The organism is Pseudomonas sp. PDM21, from assembly GCF_014852505.2.
Taxonomy (GTDB): domain Bacteria; phylum Pseudomonadota; class Gammaproteobacteria; order Pseudomonadales; family Pseudomonadaceae; genus Pseudomonas.
Map to the genome: position 1 here is coordinate 5,182,057 of NZ_CM181223.1, position 23,005 is coordinate 5,205,061.

24 protein-coding genes and 1 tRNA gene are annotated in these 23,005 nt (G+C 59.7%); 15 read left to right on the plus strand and 10 right to left on the minus strand.

Annotated elements, in window-relative coordinates; all coding sequences use genetic code 11:
- Positions 1-15 precede the first annotated feature (15 nt).
- A complete protein-coding gene (suhB, locus tag IB275_RS23930) occupies positions 16-831 on the plus strand; it encodes a type III secretion system regulator SuhB (protein WP_192291579.1) in 816 nt (271 codons plus the stop codon).
- 205 nt (positions 832-1,036) lie between these two features.
- Here suhB and IB275_RS23935 read toward each other — a convergent pair whose 3' ends face one another.
- From IB275_RS23935 to queA, 6 genes are all read right to left on the minus strand, one after another.
- Entirely contained in the window at positions 1,037-1,573 is a 537-nt protein-coding gene (locus tag IB275_RS23935; protein ID WP_192291581.1) for a glycine zipper 2TM domain-containing protein, read from the minus strand.
- Positions 1,574-1,732: 159 nt separating this feature from the next.
- Positions 1,733-2,650 carry a protein translocase subunit SecF gene (gene secF / locus IB275_RS23940; RefSeq protein WP_192291583.1) on the minus strand — a complete coding sequence of 306 codons (918 nt, stop codon included), beginning with the start codon at positions 2,648-2,650 and terminating at the stop codon, positions 1,733-1,735.
- A gap of 10 nt (positions 2,651-2,660) precedes the next feature.
- Positions 2,661-4,523, minus strand: coding sequence for a protein translocase subunit SecD (gene secD / locus IB275_RS23945; protein ID WP_081515992.1), 1,863 nt, complete (start codon positions 4,521-4,523; stop codon positions 2,661-2,663).
- A gap of 64 nt (positions 4,524-4,587) precedes the next feature.
- A complete protein-coding gene (yajC, locus tag IB275_RS23950) occupies positions 4,588-4,929 on the minus strand; it encodes a preprotein translocase subunit YajC (RefSeq protein ID WP_017522301.1) in 342 nt (113 codons plus the stop codon).
- Between the two features lie 38 nt (positions 4,930-4,967).
- Positions 4,968-6,086 carry a tRNA guanosine(34) transglycosylase Tgt gene (gene tgt / locus IB275_RS23955; protein ID WP_138215487.1) on the minus strand — a complete coding sequence of 373 codons (1,119 nt, stop codon included), beginning with the start codon at positions 6,084-6,086 and terminating at the stop codon, positions 4,968-4,970.
- Between the two features lie 12 nt (positions 6,087-6,098).
- Positions 6,099-7,142, minus strand: a complete 1,044-nt coding sequence (queA, locus tag IB275_RS23960; RefSeq protein WP_192291584.1) for a tRNA preQ1(34) S-adenosylmethionine ribosyltransferase-isomerase QueA — start codon at positions 7,140-7,142, stop codon at positions 6,099-6,101.
- A 105-nt stretch (positions 7,143-7,247) separates the two neighbouring features.
- Between queA and IB275_RS23965 the strand changes: the two genes are divergently transcribed.
- The 13 genes from IB275_RS23965 to IB275_RS24025 all read left to right on the plus strand — a co-directional run bounded on the left by IB275_RS23965 (position 7,248) and on the right by IB275_RS24025 (position 14,799).
- Positions 7,248-7,333, plus strand: a tRNA-Leu gene (locus IB275_RS23965).
- 163 nt (positions 7,334-7,496) lie between these two features.
- Positions 7,497-7,946, plus strand: a complete 450-nt coding sequence (locus IB275_RS23970) for an Arm DNA-binding domain-containing protein (RefSeq protein ID WP_192291586.1) — start codon at positions 7,497-7,499, stop codon at positions 7,944-7,946.
- Positions 7,933-9,102, plus strand: a complete 1,170-nt coding sequence (locus IB275_RS23975) for a tyrosine-type recombinase/integrase (RefSeq protein ID WP_192291588.1) — start codon at positions 7,933-7,935, stop codon at positions 9,100-9,102. The genes IB275_RS23970 and IB275_RS23975 overlap by 14 nt, the downstream gene beginning before the upstream one ends.
- 303 nt (positions 9,103-9,405) lie before the next feature.
- Positions 9,406-9,795 carry a hypothetical protein gene (locus tag IB275_RS23980; protein ID WP_192291590.1) on the plus strand — a complete coding sequence of 130 codons (390 nt, stop codon included), beginning with the start codon at positions 9,406-9,408 and terminating at the stop codon, positions 9,793-9,795.
- A gap of 112 nt (positions 9,796-9,907) precedes the next feature.
- Positions 9,908-10,153, plus strand: coding sequence for a helix-turn-helix transcriptional regulator (locus IB275_RS23985; RefSeq protein ID WP_192291592.1), 246 nt, complete (start codon positions 9,908-9,910; stop codon positions 10,151-10,153).
- On the plus strand, positions 10,154-10,417 hold the full coding sequence (locus IB275_RS23990) for a helix-turn-helix domain-containing protein (protein WP_192291594.1): 264 nt from the start codon (positions 10,154-10,156) through the stop codon (positions 10,415-10,417).
- Complete coding sequence (locus IB275_RS23995) at positions 10,414-11,085, plus strand: KilA-N domain-containing protein (RefSeq protein WP_192291596.1); 672 nt, start codon at positions 10,414-10,416, stop codon at positions 11,083-11,085. The genes IB275_RS23990 and IB275_RS23995 overlap by 4 nt, the downstream gene beginning before the upstream one ends.
- Positions 11,072-11,386, plus strand: coding sequence for a hypothetical protein (locus tag IB275_RS24000; RefSeq protein WP_192291598.1), 315 nt, complete (start codon positions 11,072-11,074; stop codon positions 11,384-11,386). Before IB275_RS23995 ends, IB275_RS24000 begins: the two co-directional genes overlap by 14 nt.
- A complete protein-coding gene (locus tag IB275_RS24005; RefSeq protein WP_192291600.1) occupies positions 11,383-11,694 on the plus strand; it encodes a hypothetical protein in 312 nt (103 codons plus the stop codon). The genes IB275_RS24000 and IB275_RS24005 overlap by 4 nt, the downstream gene beginning before the upstream one ends.
- 3 nt (positions 11,695-11,697) lie before the next feature.
- Positions 11,698-12,621, plus strand: a complete 924-nt coding sequence (locus tag IB275_RS24010) for a toprim domain-containing protein (protein WP_225607668.1) — start codon at positions 11,698-11,700, stop codon at positions 12,619-12,621.
- Positions 12,618-14,162, plus strand: coding sequence for a DUF3631 domain-containing protein (locus IB275_RS24015; RefSeq protein ID WP_192291602.1), 1,545 nt, complete (start codon positions 12,618-12,620; stop codon positions 14,160-14,162). The genes IB275_RS24010 and IB275_RS24015 overlap by 4 nt, the downstream gene beginning before the upstream one ends.
- Positions 14,162-14,455: a hypothetical protein gene (locus IB275_RS24020; protein WP_192291603.1), complete on the plus strand. Its 294-nt coding sequence runs from the start codon at positions 14,162-14,164 to the stop codon at positions 14,453-14,455. The genes IB275_RS24015 and IB275_RS24020 overlap by 1 nt, the downstream gene beginning before the upstream one ends.
- Positions 14,456-14,622: 167 nt before the next feature.
- Entirely contained in the window at positions 14,623-14,799 is a 177-nt protein-coding gene (locus IB275_RS24025) for a hypothetical protein (RefSeq protein WP_192291605.1), read from the plus strand.
- Positions 14,800-14,848: 49 nt separating this feature from the next.
- Here IB275_RS24025 and IB275_RS24030 read toward each other — a convergent pair whose 3' ends face one another.
- Positions 14,849-15,316 (minus strand): hypothetical protein, encoded by a 468-nt coding sequence (locus IB275_RS24030; protein ID WP_192291607.1) that lies wholly within the window; start codon positions 15,314-15,316, stop codon positions 14,849-14,851.
- A gap of 441 nt (positions 15,317-15,757) precedes the next feature.
- On the opposite strand from IB275_RS24030, the gene IB275_RS24035 reads away from it, so the two are divergent.
- Positions 15,758-19,507 carry a hypothetical protein gene (locus IB275_RS24035; RefSeq protein WP_192291609.1) on the plus strand — a complete coding sequence of 1,250 codons (3,750 nt, stop codon included), beginning with the start codon at positions 15,758-15,760 and terminating at the stop codon, positions 19,505-19,507.
- A 684-nt stretch (positions 19,508-20,191) separates the two neighbouring features.
- On the opposite strand, the gene IB275_RS24040 is transcribed toward IB275_RS24035, so the two are convergent.
- The 3 genes from IB275_RS24040 to IB275_RS24050 all read right to left on the minus strand — a co-directional run bounded on the left by IB275_RS24040 (position 20,192) and on the right by IB275_RS24050 (position 22,996).
- Entirely contained in the window at positions 20,192-20,704 is a 513-nt protein-coding gene (locus IB275_RS24040) for an SRPBCC family protein (RefSeq protein WP_192292536.1), read from the minus strand.
- Positions 20,705-20,851: 147 nt separating this feature from the next.
- On the minus strand, positions 20,852-21,874 hold the full coding sequence (locus IB275_RS24045) for a YncE family protein (RefSeq protein ID WP_225607667.1): 1,023 nt from the start codon (positions 21,872-21,874) through the stop codon (positions 20,852-20,854).
- Positions 21,875-21,898: 24 nt separating this feature from the next.
- Positions 21,899-22,996 carry an NADH:flavin oxidoreductase/NADH oxidase gene (locus tag IB275_RS24050; protein ID WP_192291613.1) on the minus strand — a complete coding sequence of 366 codons (1,098 nt, stop codon included), beginning with the start codon at positions 22,994-22,996 and terminating at the stop codon, positions 21,899-21,901.
- Positions 22,997-23,005 lie beyond the last annotated feature (9 nt).

Consider the following 23,005-nt stretch of genomic DNA (forward strand, 5'->3'; position numbering starts at 1 on the left):
CCAGGTGACCTCTCCATGCAGCCTATGCTGAATATCGCCCTGCGCGCCGCTCGCAGCGCCGGTGAACTGATCTTCCGCTCCATCGAACGCCTGGATACCCTGTCGGTCAACGAGAAAGAAGCCAACGACTACGTCACCGAAGTCGACCGCGCGGCCGAGCTCTCCATCGTCACCGCCCTGCGCAAGGCCTACCCGAACCACGGGATCATGGGCGAAGAAGGCGGCGTGCTCGAAGGCAGCGGCGAAGGCGCCGACTACCTGTGGATCATCGATCCGCTGGATGGCACCACCAACTTCATCCACGGTGTTCCGCACTACGCCGTCAGCATTGCCTGCAAATACCGCGGCCGCCTCGAGCACGCCGTGGTCCTCGACCCGGTCCGCCAGGAAGAGTTCACCGCCAGCCGTGGCCGTGGCGCCGCACTGAACGGCCGTCGCCTGCGCGTCAGCAACCGCAAGAGCCTGGAAGGCGCCCTGCTCGGCACCGGCTTCCCGTTCCGCGACAGCCAGATGGATAACCTGGACGCCTACCTGGGCATGTTCCGCAGCCTGGTCGGCCAGACCGCCGGCATCCGCCGCGCCGGCGCCGCCAGCCTGGACCTGGCCTACGTTGCCGCCGGCCGCTACGACGCCTTCTGGGAGTTCGGTCTGTCCGAGTGGGACATGGCCGCTGGCGCCCTGCTGATCCAGGAAGCGGGCGGCCTGGTGAGCGATTTCACCGGCGGTCACGAGTTCCTCGAGAAAGGCCAGATCGTCGCCGGCAACACCAAGTGCTTCAAGGCGCTGCTGACCAGCATCCAGCCGCACCTGCCGCCGTCGCTCAAGCGCTGAGCCTGAGCCACGACAGAAAAAGCCCGGCAATGCCGGGCTTTTTTGTGCCTGCGATAATCCAAATCCTGAGGCGGCGAGCTTGTTCGCGAAGCCTTTCCATCCGTAGCCACAGCCTTGGCCGATTCGCGAGCAAGCTCACTCCCACATAGAGCAAAAGAAAAAGGCGCCCATCGGGCGCCCTCCTCGCTCCACACCTGGCGACTGCTTATTGCTGACCCAGGATCAGTCGACCGCTCTTGTCGAGCGGGATCTGCGAGCCCGGATCGCGGTCCATGCGGACCTGGCCGGCCTTGCCGTCGATCAGGTACTTCACGTCGTAACCGACGACCTTCTCGCTGGTGTCGTTGACAGTGCTGCAACGGGATTCGGTGGTGGTGTAGGTATCACGCTCCTGCATGCCTTCCTGCACCTTGTTGCCCGCGTAGCCGCCGCCAATGGCGCCCGCCACGGTGGCGATCTTCTTGCCGTTGCCGCCGCCGATCTGGTTGCCCAGCAGGCCACCAGCGATGGCGCCGATCGCCGTACCGGCGATCTGGTGGGTGTCCTTGACCGGACGCTGATGGGTCACTGCCACGTCCTTGCAGACCTGGCGCGGATTCTTGATGGTTTCCTTGACCGGTTGAACGGCGAGCACCTCGGCGTATTGCGGCGCGCGGTCCACCAGACTGTAGGTAGCCACGGCGCCACCGGCAGTCACGCCTACAGCGCCCAGCACGGTACCGATTAGCAACGACTTGTTCATAGGGTTCTCCTGGTCTTTCTTCTCATATCGGGCCTCGCCCTTTACCTTGCCTTGGAGCAATCGATTTGTAAGAAGTTCCGACCATTCCGTGACACAGCACCTACAAATGAAAACTCCCGCCGAAGCGGGAGTTTTCTCTGAAAGACCGGAAACGCTCTATTACGGGCGCTCGTCGACTTCCTTGCTCGGCGGCGGAATCAGGTCCTCGGTGGACAGGTTCAGCCAGATCAGTACCACGTTGGCGATGTAGATCGACGAGTAGGTACCCGCCATCACACCGACGAACAGGGCAATGGAGAAACCGAACAGGTTATCGCCGCCGAAGAACAGCAGAGCGGCGATCGCCAGCAGGGTCGACACCGAGGTGGCGATGGTCCGCAGCAGGGTCTGGCTGGTCGAGATGTTGATGTTGTCGATCAGGCTGGCCTTGCGCAGTACGCGGAAGTTCTCGCGCACCCGGTCGAAGATCACGATGGTGTCGTTCAGCGAGTAACCCACCACCGCCAGTACTGCGGCGAGCACGGTCAGGTCGAAGGTGATCTGGAAGAACGACAGCACGCCCATCACGATGATGGCGTCGTGGATCAGCGAGAGGATCGCACCCAGGGCGAACTTCCACTGGAAGCGGAAGCCTACGTACAGGAGGATGCCGCCCAGCGCCAGGAGCATGCCGAGGCCGCCCTGGTCGCGCAGCTCTTCACCCACCTGCGGACCGACATACTCGACGCCGTTGACCTTGGCCGGGTTGGAAGCATCGGCTTTCTGCAGCGCAGTGGCGACCTTCTTGCCCAGTTCCGGGTCTTCGCTGGGCATGCGCACCAGGACGTCACGGGTGTCACCGAAGCTCTGCACCACGGCTTCGCTATAACCAGCGGCGACCAGTTGCTCACGCACCTTGGAGAGGTCGGCAGGCTGCTCGTAGGTCAGCTTGATCGACGTACCGCCGGTGAAGTCCAGGCCGAAGTTGATGCCTTTGAAGACCCAGCTGCCGAGGGCGATCAGGGTCAGGATCAGGGTCGCGGCGAACGCAATGTTGCGCACGCCCATGAAGTTGATAGTACCGATCTTGATATTCATCTCTGGCCCCTTAGATCCACAGCTTCTTAACGTCGCGGCCGCCGTAGATCAGGTTCACCATTGCGCGGGTGACCATGATGGCAGTGAACATCGAGGTGAGAATACCCAGGGACATGGTCACGGCGAAGCCCTTCACCGGGCCGGTGCCCATGGCGTAGAGGATGCCGCCGACCAGCAGCGAAGTCAGGTTGGCGTCGATGATCGCGGTAAAGGCACGGTTGAAGCCTTCATGGATCGCTCGCTGCGTCGACATGCCCGCCGCCAGTTCCTCGCGTATCCGCGAGAAGATCAGCACGTTGGCGTCCACCGCCATGCCCATGGTCAGCACGATACCCGCGATACCCGGCAGGGTCAGGGTCGCACCGAGGATCGACATCAGCGCCACCAGCATGACCATGTTGAAGGCCAGGGCGACGGTGGCGATCACGCCGAAGAAGCGGTAGATGACGATGATGAAGAGGGAAACGAAGACCATACCCCACAGGGAAGCGTCGATACCCTTGGCGATGTTGTCAGCACCCAGGCTCGGGCCGATGGTGCGTTCTTCAGCGAAGTACATCGGCGCAGCCAGGCCACCGGCGCGCAGCAACAGGGCCAGTTCCGAGGACTCGCCCGGGGCATCCAGGCCGGTGATGCGGAACTGGTTGCCCAGCGGCGACTGGATGGTCGCCAGGCTGATGATCTGTTTCTCTTCCTTGAACGCCGGAACAGCAACTTCCTGCTCGACGCCGTCGACGACCTGCTTGGTGTAGCGGGTGATCGGCTTCTGCTCGATGAACACCACAGCCATGCTGCGGCCGACGTTGTTGCGGGTCGCGCGGTTCATCAGCTCGCCACCGTGGCCATCCAGACGGATGTTCACCTGCGGACGGCCGTTCTCGTCGAAGCTGGCGCTGGCGTCGGTGACCTGGTCACCGGTGATGATCACGCCACGCTCCAGGCTCGCCGGCGGGCGACGCGGCTCGCGGAAATCGAAGGTCTCGGTGGAGGACTTGATCGCATCCGGCTCGGCGGCCAGGCGGAACTCCAGGTTGGCGGTCTTGCCGAGGATGCGCTTGGCTTCAGCGGTGTCCTGCACGCCCGGCAGCTCGACGACGATGCGGTTGGCGCCCTGGCGCTGTACCAGCGGCTCGGACACGCCCAGCTCGTTCACGCGATTGCGAACGGTGGTGAGGTTCTGCTTGATCGAGTATTCGCGGATTTCGGCCAGCTTGGTGGCGGTCATGGCCAGGCGCAGGACCTGCATGCCATTACGCTCGCTCTGGGCGGTTTCGAAATCGCGGAAATCCTTGGCGATGATCGACTTGGCCTTGTCCAGGTCGGCTTCTTCGGTGAAGCCCAGCTGGATGCCGCCGTCCTGCACAGGCAGGCTGCGGTAGCGCACGCGCTCCTTACGCAGGGCGCTCTTGACCTCGTTCTCGTACACCTTCATACGAGCGTCGACTGCCTTTTCCATGTCCACTTCCAGCAGGAAGTGCACACCACCGGACAGGTCGAGGCCCAGCTTCATCGGGTGGGCGGCAATGTTGCGCAGCCAGTTCGGCGTGGTCTGGGCGAGGTTCAGGGCGACCACATAGTCGTCACCCAGCGCGCGGCGGACGATGTCCTTGGCCGGCAACTGATCTTCCTGCTTGACCAGACGGATCAGGCCGCTGTTCTTGCCCAGCGAGCCGGCCTTGACGGCGATGCCCGCATCGGCGAGCGCTTTGCTGGCCTTGTCGACGTCGGCCTGGGTGACCTGCAACGCGGTGCTCGCGCCACTGATCTGGACGGCCGGATCGTCCGGATAGAGGTTGGGTGCGGAATAGATGAAACCGACGGCCAGGACCGCCAGGATCAGCAGATACTTCCACAGGGGATACTTGTTGAGCATGACACCGCCCGTTATGACGCGGGGCGCATCTTGCGCCCCGTCGGTTGGGTTTCTAGGTGGAGGATCAGATCGCCTTCAGGGTGCCTTTCGGCAGGGTCGCGGCGATCGCGGCCTTCTGGAACTTCAGCTCGACGTTGTCGGAAACCTCGACGACGACGAAGTCCTCGGCGACCTTGGTCACCTTGCCGGCGATACCGGCGGAAGTGACGACTTCATCGCCCTTCTGCAGGCCGGACAGCAGGTTCTTGTGCTCTTTCGAGCGCTTGGCCTGGGGACGCCAGATCATCAGGTAGAAGATGACCAGGAAACCGACCAGGAAAATCCACTCGAAGCCAGTGCCGGCCGGGCCTGCAGCAGCGGCGGGAGCTGCGGCGTCAGCGTAGGCAGCGGGAATCAGAAAACTCATTGGAAACTCCTGTCTCAAAGCTTTTTCGATGAATAAGGTCAGTCCGCCAGCGGCGGCACGGGAAGGCCGCGCTTGGCGTAGAAGGCGTCGACAAAGTTCGCCAATGTACCCTGTTGGATTGCCTCGCGCAAACCAGCCATAAGCCGCTGATAATGCCGCAAGTTATGGATGGTATTGAGCATGCTGCCGAGCATTTCGCCGCACTTGTCCAGGTGGTAGAGGTAGGCGCGGGAGAAGTGCTTGCAGGTGTAGCAATCGCAGGTCGGGTCCAGCGGAGACTCATCGTGCTTGTGCACCGCGTTGCGGATCTTGATCACCCCGGTGTCAACGAAAAGGTGGCCATTGCGCGCATTGCGGGTGGGCATGACGCAGTCGAACATGTCGACGCCCCGGCGCACACCTTCCACGAGGTCTTCGGGTTTGCCCACACCCATCAGGTAACGAGGTTTGTCAGCCGGCATGTGCCGCGGCAGGAAGTCCAGTACGCGGATCATCTCTTCCTTGGGCTCGCCCACCGACAGGCCGCCGATGGCCAGGCCGTCGAAGCCGATTTCCTGCAGACCTTCGAGCGAGCGCATGCGCAGCTCTTCGTGCATGCCGCCCTGGACGATGCCGAACAGCGCCGACGGGCTGTCGCCGTGGGCGGTTTTCGAGCGTTTGGCCCAACGCAGCGACAGCTCCATGGAGCGTTTGGCGACGTCGAACTCGGCCGGGTACGGGGTGCACTCGTCGAAGATCATCACGATGTCCGAGCCCAGCGCACGCTGCACGGCCATGGACTCTTCCGGGCCCATGAAGACCTTGGCGCCGTCCACCGGCGAGGCGAAGTACACGCCCTCCTCCTTGATCTTGCGCAGCGCGCCCAGGCTGAACACCTGGAAGCCGCCCGAGTCGGTGAGGATCGGCCCCTTCCACTGCATGAAGTCATGCAGGTCGCCGTGCTTCTGGATCACTTCGGTGCCCGGACGCAGCCACAGGTGGAAGGTGTTGCCGAGGATGATCTGCGCGCCGATGCCCTCGATATCGTGCGGGAGCATGCCCTTCACGGTGCCGTAGGTACCCACCGGCATGAACGCCGGGGTTTCCACCACGCCACGGGGGAAGGTCAGGCGGCCGCGACGGGCCTTGCCCTCGGTGGCCAGCAGTTCGAATTTCATGAAGCTCATGGATCAGTCCTCGGGGCCGCGCGGTGCCGGGTTGCGGGTGATGAACATGGCATCGCCGTAACTGAAGAAGCGATAGCCCTGCTCCACCGCCGCCGCATAGGCGGCCATGGTTTCGGGGTAGCCGGCGAAGGCGGAGACCAGCATCAGCAGGGTGGATTCGGGCAGGTGGAAGTTGGTGACCAGGGCGTCGATCACATGGAACGGCCGCCCGGGAAAGATGAAGATATCGGTGTCGCCACTGAACGGCTTGAGCACGCCGTCACGGGCCGCGCTTTCCAGCGAACGCACGCTGGTGGTGCCGACGGCGACCACGCGACCGCCGCGTGCCTTGCAGGCGGCCACGGCGTCGACCACATCCTGGCTGACTTCCAGCCATTCGTTGTGCATGTGGTGGTCTTCGATGCGCTCCACGCGTACCGGCTGGAAGGTGCCGGCGCCGACGTGCAGGGTGACGAACGCGGTATCCACGCCCTTGGCGCGGATCGACTCCAGCAGCGCCTCGTCGAAGTGCAGGCCGGCGGTCGGTGCCGCCACGGCGCCCGCGCGCTCGGCATAGACGGTCTGGTAACGCTCGCGGTCGGCGTCTTCATCCGGGCGGTCTATATAGGGCGGCAGCGGCATGTGGCCGACGCGCTCCAGCAGCGGCAACACGTCCTCGCTGAAGCCCAGTTCGAACAGCGCGTCATGGCGCTGCAGCATCTCGGCCTCGCCACCGCCGTCGATGAGGATCTTCGATCCCGGCTTGGGCGATTTGCTGGAGCGCACGTGTGCCAGCACGCGATGGCTGTCCAGCACGCGCTCCACGAGGATTTCCAGTTTGCCGCCGGAAGCCTTCTGGCCGAACAGGCGGGCAGGGATTACCCGGGTGTTGTTGAACACCATCAGGTCACCCGGCTTGAGGAAGCCGAGGATGTCAGCGAATTGCCGGTGGCTGAGCTCGCCGCTCGGACCGTCCAGCACCAGCAGACGGCTGGAGCGGCGTTCAGGTAGCGGATGGCGGGCGATCAGCGCCTCGGGCAGGTCGAAATGAAAGTCAGCGACGCGCATGGGGGAGCTTTCTCGAAGGGGCGCACATCTTACTGGATATGCCGATTTCTGACCATGCGAGCCGATTGACCGGCGCAGAGCGCCTCCCTATACTGCCGCGCCATTGCCTCGGTGGCGGAATGGTAGACGCGGCGGATTCAAAATCCGTTTCTGGCGACAGAGTGAGAGTTCGAGTCTCTCCCGGGGCACCACCACATAGTTTCAGGACTTCCCAAGAAATCCCGAGACCCACGAAGAACCGGCCCTCTGGCCGGTTTTTTGTTGCCTGCAATTCCCAACCAAACCCTTGTAAGCCCATCGATTTGGGGGCATATATGGGGGAATCTGAGTTCGGTCACCGACGATTCCCCCAGAATGAGCGCAACCCTAGACGACTCGGGCCTCTCAGCCCTGCAGCCCAAAGACCGCCCCTATAAGGTAAGCGCCGGCGCCGGCCTCTTCCTGGAGGTGAACCCCCACGGCTCGAAACTGTGGCGCCTCAAATACCGGTTCGGCGGCAAGGAAAACAGGATCTCCCTGGGCGCCTTCCCTGCTGTCTCTTTGGAGCAAGCACTCCAAGCTCGAGATGAAGCTCGCGCAATGCTGAAAGCCGGCCTCGATCCGAGCGCAGTGCGGAAGGAGGCGAAAGCTGAGCAACAGAATCAACGTGCAAGGGCGAAGGCCTTCCGCTTGGTTATGTCACTGGATGGCGCGCTCACCATCGAAACCACAGCGCAAATACTCAATCTCAACCCAGCCCAGACAGCAGCCATTCGCGCCTTCCTTCACGCCGTCCCCGCGGGAGGCCCCGATGCCTCTGACTGATAGCGCCATCAAGGCGGCCAAGCCGAAGGAAAAGCCGTACAAGCTCAGCGACGCTCAGGGCCTCTACCTGCTGATCAATCCCAACGGTTCGAAGCTGTGGCGGCTCAAGTACCGGGTGCGGGGAACTGAGAAAGGGCTGGCACTCGGCACCTATCCAACGGTAACCCTGCTGCAGGCGCGCAAGAAGCGCGACGATGCACGCCAGCAACTAGCCGAGGGCAAAGACCCCTCCCTAGAGCGAAAGGCGCAGCGAGAGGCGGAGATAATCGACAGCCTCACCTTTGAGGTAATAGCTCGCGAGTGGCATGAGTACCGTCGCCCGCGGTGGGCTAAATCCACCGCAGACAAAACCATGGCCTACCTCGAATCGGACCTGATTCCAGCGCTGGGCAAGAAACCATTCAAGGCAATCACCCGGCCGGATCTGGTAGCGCTGGTTCGAAGCATCGAGGCGCGCGGCGCATTCAACGTCGCGAAGAAGTCGCGTCAGTGGCTTAGCCAGATCTTCCGCTACGGGTTGGCCAAGGGAGTAATCGAGCTGAACCCTGCCACGGATCTGGACGTAGTCGCTGCTCATGGCCCCACGCTCAGGCATCACCCCCACGTTTCATTCCAAGAGCTTCCCCAGCTACTGCAGCGAATCGAGGAGGCACGAATTAACCTGCTGACCAAGCATGCAATCAACTTGCTGGTGCTCACAGCAGTTCGACCTGGTGAACTCCGTATGGCGCCCTGGAGCGAGTTCGATCTGAAGAAGGCCACTTGGACAATTCCGAAGGAACGGATGAAGGCTCGCCGCCCCCACGTCGTCCCCCTCCCCCGCCAGGCCGTCGCAATCCTCAAGGAACTGCACCAGGTCACCGGGGAATATGAACTGGTCTTCGCGGGCAGAAACAACACCAAGCGCCCGATGAGCGAGAACACTATTAATAAGGCGCTGAGCGAAGCTGGGTACAAGGATAGGCAGACCGGTCACGGTTTCCGGCACCTGCTCAGCACCGAGCTGAACAGCCGAGGCTACAACCGAGATTGGATCGAAAAGCAGCTAGCGCACGGTGATAAGGACGAGATGCGTGATACCTACAACCACGCAACTTACCTCGAGCAACGGCGCGAGATGATGCAGGCTTGGGCTGACTCGATCAATGCTCAATGAGTTGGCGCATTTTTAAGGCAACAGGAGAAGATAATGGCTTTGGAGTTCAAAAACGCGATAGGACGCCGATAATCGCCTATCACTCTCAGAGAAATGATCGTTGAGGGCGCTCCTGCAGAATTCTCCTGCGGAAAACTGGACGCTGTCCTACATGTTCGGAAATTGTTCCAACTCATCGCAGACCACACAGAAAGTGCCGTACTACCGCAGCAGGTTTGCTGGGTTGCGGGCTCAGATACCACGAGAGTTTCCACCAGGGACCTTATCGATTATCTGGACCGATGCGACTTTCCCAGCGTGGTGATGTGCCAGCGCGCCGACGAGCAGTATTACCAAGTGAGTGATGACCTCATCACCTTCAACCCTGGAAGCTTGCTGGATTACATCGAGCCGCTCGGACTCGCTTGGGTTCCTCGACATGGGGCCATGCTGCAGAAAGACATGCCGGAGGGGATTCTAAAAGGCACACCAGACCCGGTGTCGGCTGCTGCTTTTCCTTATGTGACGGACCGTATCGAGGCGATGAGGAAGGCTGCCGCCCTTTTCTGGGTGGACTACGACAAGCAACGCCCTCCCCTTCAGAAAACTGTCTCCAGTTTCATTGCCGAACAATTAGGGATGGATGCACCGAATCGCACTACAGACACGCTCGCCGCCGCGATCAGACCGGCAGACGCGCCCAACGAGAGGTGACAGTAGATCGTGACGTACTGACACGTCAGCATGTCAGTGTTGTATGTCACTACTCCAAGGGAGATTCAATCCGTAGCCATCGTTACCAATCACGCCCAAGGAGGCACGAACGATGGCTACTGCAAGCAAGCTCTCCGCTCCTTCCCAAGTGCAGTCCGCGACTCAGCGTCGCTTCATCAAACTGGCGTCGGTCAAATCCCTGACCACTCTCTCCACCTCCGAAATTTACCGCCGAATCGGCGCTGGAAAATTCCCCCAACAGATCATGCTCGGCCCCAAGTCCGCGGTATGGATCGAGGACGAGATTATCCAGTGGTGCGAGGCACGCATTGCGGAGAGCCGCGGGGAGGTTGTCTAAATGCAGACCTCTGGCAGCGCGACTGAAGCGCAACGCGCTCGCCTCTTGGCTCGGGTCCAGGAGAGCCCCATCGATACCTTGAGCGAGCGAACCGAGTTCGACATCCTCCCCCCCGCCGCAGGCACCCAAGACTTCTGCGACCGCGGCTATCCGATCAAGACCCATCTGATAACCAAGACCGACGAGCACGGCCGCAAGCATCAGTGGGTAGCGCTGTACTACATCGGCGCGCTGCCTCAGAACGCAGGGAGGGCCGTCGCATGATCGCTCGAACTATCCCCGCAAAATTTGAAGGCCAGGCTGTGAGCTTCGGCGTCAATTCGGGTTTCCGCCCCGAATTGAACAACTGCACCGACGTTGTCATCACCGAACGGAAATCGACCAACACTGGTAGCGGAAAGTGGACCCGTTCGAAACTGGCCATTGCCTTCGCCCGCTGGCTCACGCCTGATTTCGCCGTGAGGTGCGATGTGCAAATGGACGCCCTTGCGCTCACCTCCCGCCAGGGGTATGGTTTGCCCGTCACGGTAAATCCCGTGACCGGGTTTGGCGACTCGGAAATGAAGTTGGCGCACAAGCGCCCCAAGACCATTGCTGGCGCTTTTTTTGTGCCTGCTATGTCGCTCTATGGTGGCGGCTGTGCGTGGGAGACCCTCGGGTCTGCCGGGTTCCAATTTCCCCGGTTCGCCAACCTGCGCACAGTTGCCACCTCCTACCGTTTGGCGACGGTACGTGGCAGCTCCTACAACGAAATTGGAGCTACACCCATGCACACCCGCAATCCGCTTGCACATGCTGCAGCTCTCCGGGCTATCGCCCTGGCCGCACTCCGTGCCGATTCCTCCCTCTCTGTTCGTCTCGCTCGCTACAACGCCGCCATGGCCAAAGTCCGCGCGCTCGAAGCGCAGGGGGTGGACCATGCAGCAAGTTAATCACCTCGGCTTCATCGAACTGCTCGGCGACGCTCGCCTCAGCGACATGGACATGGCCTACATGAACGCCGCTCGCGCGGAGTTCGAGCACTTGGCCAACCTTATCCGGCTTGTCGTCATTCCCGCGGTAGGCGGTTGGCAATCGCCGCTCAGCCAAGAGCTCGGCGCCCATCTGGAAAACGTCCAGGTGCTGTCCTCCAACTTCTGCTGGCGCCATCGCCATGTAGGCGCTGCTCACGATGCTCGCGACATTCTCAGCACTGGCCCATCCAAGGCGCTGGCGCAGGGAGGTGTGGCATGAAGGCATTTGCTCCTAAGCGCAGCCAGGCCGTTGGCTACTTCTTCGTCCTCGATGAGCGCCGGCCAGTCCTGCCCTTCGGTGTGTGCGGCCCCTTCGCCAAGCGCCGAGAAGCCAAGAAGGCCGCCAGCAAGTTGCGGGGCGTTCGCCCTGAGAGCGTGCTGAACGTGTACGGCGGAACGGTGTACGGCGTCGCGCAGACCTGCGAGGCGATGACCCAGGCCCGACTGCGAGCGCGCGATGAACTGAGCGCCATGCTGCAGGCGCCCACTCCCACTGCCCAGGCATTCAACGGCCTGACCAAGGAGTAATCCATGACGACTTTTCAACAGCGCCGCGAAGCGCTGACGGGATCGGCTTGCCTGCAGAAAGTGGAACACGCTTTCCGCGAGGCCCTGCAGGGCATCTTCGGGCAGTTGGATTGGCTGCCTGAGGGGGATGGGAGCATCCACCGCTTCCACGTGCCGGGTGATCGTGTCGGCAGCCGCAATGGCTGGTACGTGCTGTTCGTGGATGGGGTAGCCGCTGGCGCCTTCGGTACATGGAAGAGCGCCCAGGTACATCACTGGAGCAGCGCCGGCGAACTGTCCGCCACTGAGCTTGAGGAAAGCCGGCAGCGGATCGAGCAGGCCCGCGCGCAACGGCAAGCCGAACAGCAACAACGCCAGCAGGATGCAGCAGAACTTGCCCAGCGTTGGTGGAGTAATGCCCGCCGCGCAGATCCCGCTCACGCCTACTTGGCCAGAAAGCACATCCGCTCCTACGCGCTGCGGCAACGAGCCGGCGAACTGCTCGTGCCGCTCTACCACTCCGGCGAGTTGGTCAACCTGCAGCGCATCAGCACCACCGGCCGCAAGCGCTTCCTCTTCGGTGGCCGTGTCACCGGCTGCTACTCGCCGCTCGGCCAGATCACGCCCGGCAAGCTGCTGTACATCTGCGAGGGCTGGGCCACTGGCGCAACGATTCACGAGAGCTCCGGCATGGCCGTCGCCTGCGCGATGAACGCCGGCAACCTGATGCCCGTGGCGCTGGCGCTCACGGCCCGCTACGGCGACCAGGTGCAGTTGGTGATTGCTGGGGACGACGACCGCAACACCCCGGGCAATCCGGGGCGAACTGCGGCCACCGCTGCAGCACTCGCTGCCGGCGCACTGGTGACGTTCCCTGAGTGGCCAGACGATGCGCCGCCATCGCTCACCGACTTCAACGATCTGCACGTATGGAGGGCTGGCGCATGAGTAGCCCCATCACCCTGAAGGCCAAGAGCCCGATCCAGGAGGCCATCCACAACCTGTCCGAGGACGCTGGCGCCTTGTACGCACCTGCGGTGCTCGAGGAGCTGCGTTCGATGCGCAGCAAGGACCCGGCAGCATTCGCCCGCCTGCGCATCCAGGTGAAGGAGACCAAGATGCTGAGCATGGCGGAGTTCGATCGCCTGACCGTCTCGGCCGAATCGGAAGCGGGAGCTGCTGCGGGGCACAGCATCTTTGCGGACGTGGAGCCCTGGTCGAAGCCGGTGGATGGCGCCGAGTTGCTGGATGACGTCACCCAGGCGCTTGCCCGGCATGTCATTGCAGAGAAGGAAACGCTCCGAGCCGCAGCGCTGTGGGCCACCTTCACCTGGTTGGTCGATGTAGTGCAGATCGCCCCCATCGCCAACATCACGGCTCCGGAGAAGCGCTGCGGTAAGTCGGTCCTGCTCACTGCCTTGGGCAAGCTGGTCAACCGCCCGCTGCAGGTGTCGAACATCGGGCCGGCAGCGCTGTTCCGCTCCATCGAACTGTGGTCGCCGACGCTGCTGATCGACGAGGTGGACGCCTTCCTCGCGGCACACGAAGACGCCCGCGGCATCCTCAATGCTGGCTTCACTCGGGATAGCGCAGTGGTCATCCGTTGCGTAGGTGACGACCATATACCTACACCGTTCAGCGTGTGGGGCGCGAAGGCTCTGTGTGGCATCGGCCGCATTGCCGACACGCTGGCTGATCGGAGCGTGCCCCTGCGCCTGCGCCGTCGCACTCCCGGCGAGAGCGTGGAGAACCTGCGCCACTCTGACCCAGCCCTATGGGAGCAACTGCGCTCGCGGATGGCGCGCTTCGCACAGGACAACTCCGAGGCGATCGGCAAGGCACGTCCAAAGCCCATCGAAGGCCTGAACGATCGCGCCAACGACTCCTGGGAACCGCTGCTGGCGATCGCGGATCAAGCCGGCGCGCATTGGCCGAAGTCGGCACGCACTGCCGCAATTGCGTTGCATGGTCTGGAGGGTGACGCACCCAGTGTCGGCGTCGAGCTGCTGGCTGATGTGAAGGCGGCGTTCGAAGCCCGCAGCGCTTCCAAGATGTTCAGTGCTGATCTGCTGGAACAACTGGTCGCGGATGACGAAGCACCGTGGGCGACATGGAACCGTGGAAAGGCAATGTCAGCCCGTCAGCTGTCTGCGAGGCTGGCCGACTTCGGTATCAAGTCGAAGGACATTCGGGTCGGCTCGATCAACAAGAAGGGGTACGACAAGGGCGACTTCCGCGACGCCTTCAGCCGCTACCTTTCTGCTGACACCCCCTCTCTATCCGCGACAACGCGACACGCCTACTCCCACAAGGCTTCCAGCGATTTTCCTTCCGCGACGGAGGGTGTCGTTGTCACGGATGAAAAACCGCTACAGCCCAGTAACCACGCGGGCTGTCACGTTGTCACGGATAAAACGCCCCCTCCACGGAAAGGAGCAGGAGAGGCAGAGGCGACTTCCCACGATGAAACCGACAGGGAGGAGTTCTGATGTCAGCTCTCGACTTCCTCACCGAACGCGGTTTCGCCGCCCGCATCAGCGGCAACAAGGTCAGCATTTCACCTGGTAGCCGGCTCACCGAAGAGGTCCGCCAGTACGTCCGCCGGCACCGCCTCGAACTGCTCGCCGAACTGGGCTCGATGGATGGCAAAACGCGCCGCATGCACTGGGCGATCACGTTGGACGGCAAGCCGCTCTGTACGATGATCACGCCGCCCCTGACCTTCGAAGAGGCATTGATCGAAGCGCGCTGGCGATGGCCAGGCGCCGAGATCACTGAGTAATACCAACCCTGCGCTGGCCGCAGGGCTGGCGCTCACATTGAGCAATGGAGGTCACATGAAAGCTGCAACTCCTAAAGCCCTCCAGGCAGCGCAAACAGGTGGCCAGGGCTGCTGTCGGAAGCGCTGTGGAGCAAGTACGCAGAGGAGCGGAACGCTGCAGCCAAGACATGGCCGGCATCGGTGCTCACCTGATTGCAGCGGATCGGGTCAACGGCGGCTGGGGCGCGCACTTGACGAAGCTCCCATTGTTCGGCACTCAGGACCGCGAGACCCTGACCCGTACGGAGGCGGTGGACGCCTCTGACGAGATCGCTCTGGATAATTTGGTAAAGGGCATGTGCTGATCGTCTGGCGGTCGAGGTGTCCAGTGGCACCTCGGCTTCCTTGATAGGGTCAGCCGTCCATCCCGACCGCCTTAAGCCCCAAACGCACCCCAGCGCCGAGCACTTCCGTTGTAATGGAGCGCATCAGTTCTTTAGCGCCACTTTTCGACGCTGCCGCCAATTGCTCTCCCAGCGGCTCGCGCTTGGTGAGGTTCTCAGGTATTGCATTGAGCACCTCTAACCCCTTCGCGGTGAGCCGCGCCTCAGCGAAGAAGTGTCTGTCGTAGTCTGGTGTCTTCGATGCGATGTACCCCGCCTGTATTAGCCAGGTGATGCTGTGCTTGAAGAGCACCTCATCCGCTGACTGTGGCTCTACACCTAAAACCTCCCCCAGCTCAGGGCTGTACTCTCCCCCTTCATGTTCCTCGATGCCGAGCATCTTCGGTCGAAGTGCCATCGGCAAGGGGAAGGACTCGTACAAAAGAGCAAATACTTGCCCTGTAATTTCGTTGAATCTCTCAATGTTCTTGGCGGCCATACATCATCCCTGTGGAAACGGTTCGACGCATCATAGAGCAGGCTCGATATTGGCGGGGGCCCTGAGCCACTCCCCCCCTACCGCGGGGAGGCGTCGAGCTGCGCGGTAAGGCAGAAATTTTCGATTTTTCGGATGCTCCACCACAGGTCAATTAAAAAACGCCTGAAAGATGCATCTGGCAAGGGCTGCAGGGATTTTCAGTTGATGTACACGTTGAGCATTGAAAAATCGATGTACAGGTCGATCCAGCGAAGATAGCTGGTGAAAGCCACACCCGGTGCGGCCTCCAGAGCTATCGCCTAAAACACTGCCCTGTACATCGTCAGTCCATTGGATCCTTGGACGCCGATCTTTACAAACGAAGTTCCCGTGAGGGAATGTACGCGGGACTGGCCCGGCCGGCACAGGGAAGCAACCCCCCTTCTGAAAGGAGCTGATGAGATGCAATGGATTGATGAGCGAGATCTCGCCAATTGGGCGAAGCGATTGGACGCAAGCGCCTACCTTCCTGACATGGTCGCCGACCTAATTCGCGCCTCCATCTCAGATGCCAGCCGATTCCGATTTCCAGGTGGCGACGCTTCTCAAGTCCGGGGCTGGGACGGCACGCTGGAAACAAATGAGGCGCATGAGTTCGTCCCTGCTGGGAAATCAAAATGGGAGTTTGGCTCTGGCGCAGGTGTCGCGAAAGCGAACGCTGACTATGAAAAACGAACAAATCAAACCCCTCCTGAAGAGATGGCTGATACCACCTTTGTATTGGTTAATCTAGAAAAATGGGACACTCCTCAGAAAAAGATTCCTGATTGGGAGGCGGAGAAGAACGAACAGAAAAAATGGAAAGAAGTTAGATATATAGATGCCATCGAATTAGTGCATTGGCTGGATAAGCACCCTGCGGTTGCTGCTCTATATGCCAGGCGAGTGCTTAAGTCCGCACCTCAATCAGGCGCTTTAAGTGTCGACGAGTTTTGGGAAATATATAGCTCAAGATTCAAGCCGGCACTAAACGAAAAAGTTGTCATTGGCGATCGCCAGGAAATTGCCAGCGAGCTCATACAAAAGCTTTTGGGCCCGCCACAATGGATAGAGCTTGGCGCAGAGTCTTCAATTGAGGTTATAGCTTTCGCCGCAGCAGCAATTCGCACTGCAAATGAGGAAATAAGGAAGACCATTGAGGCTAGAGTCCTAATCATCGAAAGCGAGCCGGCTGCAAGATTCCTATGTGAGCATGAAAACCTCATATTTATAACTATGGGGGAGGGGGAGAGGATGTCGGGCTTCCTCGCAAGGAATGCAGCTACGCTGTCTGCAGTTACGGGCGCCCAAGCAAGAGGAAAGTGGGCGCTGAAGCGATCCTCTGCGAACGGCATGGTAGATGGATTCACCGAAATGGGTTTTGAGCGAGACTCGGCGTATGAGCTTGCACATAGGTGTGGTCGCAGTCTAACTATTTTAGAACGGCTAATACCCAACCAACCTATTAGCAGTCCTGAGTGGGTGAGGATGGCGGGCGAATTGAAAGCCGGCCTGCTGGCCGGTGGCTGGTCAGATAGACAGGAGCTAGATAAAAGTGCCCTGTGCGAACTGTCTGGACTCAACTCCTACGCTGACTTGGAGCGCCACCTACTACCCACCACGATTCTGTCCGACCCGCCATTTGATCGGATAGCAGACAGCTGGCAGGTCAGGGCACCAGTAGATGCATTTAGCTTCTACGGCCATTTGATAGGAGAGAGCGATCTCGCTAAATTGAAATCTGTATTCGTCCGTGTCTTTAGTCACGTTGTTGATCCGCCTAGCCGAGACGAAAAGTTTAGTCTGACTTACAAATCACCTGCCGACTATAGTGAGTGGCTCCGTGAAGGACTTTCGCTAACCTTGCTCGTAATTGCAACAATGAGCACTGTTGGCGGGCTTCAAATGGTGTCAAGCACAGCCCAGCAATATGTTGATGACTTAATATCTTCACTTCCGGAGTGGGGGAAAAGCCATCGAATAATAGTCGGTCTTGCAGAGCAAACTGCAGTTCTAGCAGAAGCAGCTCCAAACCCTTTTTTGCAGGCCCTCGAGTCTATTCTCGAGGGCGAACGTGACGAAGCCGTTCGCCTTTTTGCTCAACAGGACGACATCCTGTTTTCCACGCCTAGTCCTCACATTAGAATTCTATGGGCGCTAGAAACAATAGCCTGGGACCCTGCGTATTTTAAGCGAGCAACGCTTTTGATTGCTCGATTAGCAGAATTTGACCCAACACCAAACTCAAGAATAACAAATCGCCCCATAAACAGCTTAAGAGAGATACTATTAAGCTGGGCTCCAAACACCTATGCAACCCTGCATCAAAGAACCGCATGTTTAAATGAAATAGTCGAAAGAAATCCAGAGCTTGGATGGGATTTGGTGCTGAAGCTACTTCCGGCAAGCCACGACAGTGGTTCCCAGACTCAAAAACCAAAATTGAGAGATGTTGCTCCCAAGAATCCAGAGACTCTGACATTCGGTGTAGTGTGGGATGCGCAGCACGCATCAATTTCACTCGCGATGGACTTAGCGAACGGCCAAGCTCAACGTGTGACCGAATTGGTGCGCCGCTTCTCAGTATTCCGCCCTGACGATCGAAAAATATTCATTTCTTTTATTGAGGAGCAACTGTCAAAAAGCGCGGAGACAGAGCGGAATTTTATTTGGAATTCATTGCGAGCAGAGCTTAATAGAAATGCTTTTTTTGCCGATAGCGATTGGGCAATAAGCGAGGCTGAGCGCACGGAGATCTCTCAAATAATAGAGCGTTTTCGTCCGACAGACCCATTGGAAGAAGAAAAGCAGCTATTTGATGAATGGCTTCCTCATATCGGAAGGTATTCAGCCGATTCAATGGAGGATTACGCTTCGGCGCGCAAGGAGGCTCTCAATCGAGTTCTGCAAAGGGATGGTGTGGCTGGAATTATAGAACTAACAGAAAAGTCCAAGCTACCTCACTTAATAGCTCAAACTTTGCCCAATATAGATATCACTAATGACGAGTTATTTTTATTGATTAATGAGTCAAAGGCAGTTCAATCAACAAGAGACCTGGTTAGGTATGCATCTGCAATTGGAATGAGGCGAGATCCAGTAGCTTGGCCGAAGTTGATTTTTGGAAAAGTGTTTCCAAAAATCGCCTCGGCCGATGACCGGGCGGGGCTTGTTTTGGGATGGCCCCTGGATAACTCGACGTGGAATTTAATAAAAAATCTGGACAATGATACGCAGTCTGCATACTGGAAGCATATAAGTTTTTTGCCTCAGAATGGTCCAGTTGATTCGCTGTTATACGCGATAGAGAGGCTTCACCATTCAGGTAGAGGTATTGACGCCTTATGCATGGCTCGCGATCGAATTTCAGAAGTTCCAACAGAGGTAATCCTCAGATTACTGGATGACGGCATCGATTTGATTAATAACGGAGCCGTCTCCGAAAGCCATACCATGCTCGCCTATTACTTGGATGGCGTGTTTAAGGAGCTAGAGGGCCGCAATGGTCTTCCTCAGGAGGATATTGCGAGGCGAGAATTTTCCTATCTTCATATTCTAGAAAGCAGCAAAAGAAACCTCCTCTTGTACAATTATCTGGCTAGCGAGCCAGCATTTTATGTTGGAACACTAGCTAGTGTCTTTAGGGGGAAGAGTTCTGCCCCTAAACCCAGTTTGACCGATCAAGAGAAGTCAAGAGCTCGGGTTTCCTATAGCTTGCTTGCCTCATTTAAGAAAGCAGTCACTGAGATTTCCTTCTTTTGGGAATACGAATTCCTTGCAAACTGGATAGAGGCTGTAAGGAAAGAGGCTGCAACTAAAGATCTGGGCGACATTGCAGATCAGTATATTGGCCAAGTATTGGCTCACTCCCCATTAGGCGAGGACGGTAAGTGGCCTCTTCTAACTACTTGTCAAGTGATAGAGCGAGTACGTGCAGCAGAGATAGAAAAGGGCTTCGAGTTGGAGTGTTTCAACAAGCGTGGGGCTTATTCAAAGGCTATATTTGAGGGTGGGTCCCAAGAAAGAGCATTGGCGAATCAATATTTTGAATGGTCCGCGCATGCCGCACGTTTTCCCATGGCATCAGCAATGCTGGCTCGCATCGCTGATAACTGGTTACGCCAAGCCAATGATGAAGATCTCCGCGCAGAAAGGGACAAAATGAGGAGATGAGTGTGCCGGGGCCTTGATGAATCCGAAGTTACTGAGGTAATTCGAGCCCCGTTTACCACGATGTAGGGCGCAAGCTCGTCAGCCAGATTTGGACGGTGAGCCCGCCACTTGCCGGCCTCACTAGGAGCGGCAGACGAAGCGTTCCGAACGGCACCGAAGGGCAACTACCGCCGCTACTTCGTGATGCATGGCACTGATCGTCAACCCATCGGCATCGCCGAGCGTACAGCCAAGGGCAAGGGCGGCCTGGCGATGGTCCTGGCCTTCGTCTCGAAGCCCACCTATCGCAAGACCTTCGACTTCCATCAGATCGCCCAGCGCGAGGCTGAGGCGAGGCTGCGCGACGAGGCCGTGAAGGCAGTCGCCGAGGCCCGACGCACCCGTCGATGGGGCCTGCCTATGGGCTTTGGGTCCTCCCGGGGGCACCCCCCTATGAGGGTAATTCGAGCCCCGCACACACACTATGTATGACCAAAAATCGGCGGTTGGTTGTTGTTTTGTCCCACGCCTGAAATACCGTAGTAACGGGGCCTCCAGGCGAGCGATACACCAACCTTGGCCGTGAATCCCGCAACTGCCCTCGATCTCTTATCCTATGGCCGCAACCGGCCAGAAGCGGGCACTGAACCAGATGTCCGCCCGTCTGACCAAGCTCCTTATCTCACCTTTGCCCTTTCAACCGACTTAACTGCTCTGTTCGTTGCTAGCGGCTATGACAAGGCCATCCAGCCAATCCTGGTGACCGTTGATCATAGGGTTGGGCTTAGTCCGGTGCAGTTCCTCAGCCGGCTTACCCTTCTGTGTTTCTTGGGTGAGGATGCGCACGCGACCGCCTTCGAGGTCTTCCACCAGCCAGGCATGATGAACGTCCAGGCGCGTCTCGCCTTCTCCCGCCCAGCCGTGCCAGGCAACCCGCCCTGGCCGGCCGTTCGCCGGCGGGACGTACTCGTTGCACTGCGCCTCGACAGGGAAGCCGAAGGTCTCGAAGTAGAAGCGCACACCATCCGCCAGTTCGGGGCCCTTGTCGTCGTAGAAGCGCACATTGGCGGAGTTGGCGTAATAGCTAGGCCAGCGCGACGGTACGCTGAGCAGCGGCCAGATGTCCTGAGCGCTGAGGCCGGTGACTATCACCTCGTTGGAGGCGAAATTTTCGGTGAAGCCGGGGACGAATCCTTCCGGCCAATGGATCGAATTCATGGTCACGCTTTTGCTCCTGTGAGGATTGAACCGCCGGGTATGGGTAGCTCATGGCAAAAGGATGACGACACACAGCCATTAGCACCAATGATCACTTCTAACACCAGGCATAGTCATTACTAATACCCGCTGCGAATCAGCCGGGTTTCAACGCCGGGCTATCCCGACACCGTCAGGGCGTCCGACAGGGATGCGTCCTACCTCTTCTTGACTTGCCAGATCAATCACCGAAACCACGCTGTCGGGCGTACAGGAAATGAACGCGCGTCCTGTCGCTGCATCGATGAAGATTCCGGCGCCGCGCCCGATTTGCAGACGCTTGAGCGGCTTGCGAGTGGCTCTGTCATAGAACACCAGCGCGCCGGTTTTCACACTGACCACCAATACCTGCTTGCCATCGGGTGTGAACTTCAATCGATGGGCGCCGTCCAGCCCGGTAGAAATCTGTGACGTTAGCCTTTCCGCCTGCACATCGACGATAGACAAGATGCCGCCGGGCGTAACAGTCCAAAGCTCCCGACCATCGGGAGAGACGTCGAATCCTTCGGCGCCCTTGCCCACCGACACCAAGGTCTGCACCCAGTCCAGCCGCGGCTTTGCCGCTGGCGGTAGGACTCCTGTTGGCGGCATGGCCGGGGCTACCATGCGCTGCTCGAGCAGGCTGACCGTACCGGAACCGACGTTGGTGGCGTACATATGCTTAGCGTCCTGACTCACGTACAGCATGTGCGTCGTGTCTTGTCCTGTGCCCATGACCCAGTCCACGCGTCCCTGCGCCGGATCGAAGCGCCCCACGGCCTTTGAGCCCTGAGCGGTGAACCAGAGCTTTCCGCCCACGTAGGCCAGTCCATGCGGGCCGATCAGCGGCAAGGTGCTGATCGGCGTCTGGGCGACGGCATGAGCCAGGTCGATCACATCGATTTCGTGGAAGGCCCCGTACCCCGGATTGGAAACGTAGGCCACACGCCCATCAGTCGTGACTTCCACTTCGTGCGGGTCAGGCCCTAGCGCAACCTGCGCGATCAGCTCGAAGTTGAGTGGATCACGGAGCTGGAGCTGGTGGTCGGTCTTGGAGGCAATCAGCAGCAACTGCTTAGGCGTTTCCGCTGCCATGGCGGCGACAGGTAGCACCACCAGCAGAGCCGACAGCAGTAGTTCACTCAGCTTCATCGAGCGCATCTCCTGGGGTGTATTTCAGCGGCTCTGGTAGCGTTCCAGCCAGTGTGCGTATGGCGCCGGTAACACCCACGTTGACCGCTCGATCTCCAACGCCTGCGCCGCACGCAACGGCCAATGCGGATCTGCCAGGTGCATGCGCCCCACCATTACCAAGTCCATCTGCTCTTGAGCGACGACGCGCTCGGCATCCGCCGGCCGCTCGATGCCCCAGGACGATGCTACGGGAAGCCGCGCTTCACGGCGCACGCGCTCGGCAATCGGGGCGAGGAAGGCCGGCCCCCAAGGGATGTCGGTCTGCGGGATGGAGAAGCCGACGCTGACATTGAGCAGGTCTAGACCTTCATCGCGCATCAGGCGGGTCAGCTCGATGGATTCGGCGAGGGTCTGCTCGTCACGGCCGTCGAACTCGATGACTCCGAACCGTGCGGTCAGCGGCAGGTATTCGGGCCAGACCTTGCGTACCGCACGCAGGGTTTCCAAGAGGAAGCGGCTGCGTCCAGCGAAGTCCCCGCCGTATTCGTCATTGCGCTGGTTGGCGTGGACGCTGAAGAAGCTTTGCGCCAGGTAACCGTGGGCGAAATGCAACTCCAGCCATTCGAAGCCTGCGTCACGGGCCCGCCTTGCAGCGGCAACGAAATCGCGCTGGACGCGCTCGATGTCTTCCCTGGTCATGGTGCGCGGCACTTTCGGCAGATTAGCGCCGAAGGCCAAAGCAGACGGTGCGATAGTCTGCCAGCCGCTGGGGTCGCCTTCGGCGATGTGATCGTCGCCTTCCCAAGGTCGGTGTGCGCTGGCTTTTCGTCCCGCGTGGGCAATCTGGATGCCCGGCACTGCGCCAGCGGCCTTGATCGAGGCGGCGATCTGCGCCATGCCCTCGGCCTGCTGATCATTCCACAGGCCGGTGCAGGCTGGTGTGATGCGTCCTTCGGGCGACACCGCGGTCGCCTCGACAATAACCAGTCCGGCGCCGCCGCGGGCTATACCGGCGTAGTGGGCTGGGTGCCAGTCATTGGTGAAACCGTTGCGGGCCATGTATTGGCACATGGGCGGTACGGCGATGCGGTTGCGCAGTTCGACGTCTTTGAGGCGGAACGGAGAGAACAGGGCGGACATGGACTTCTC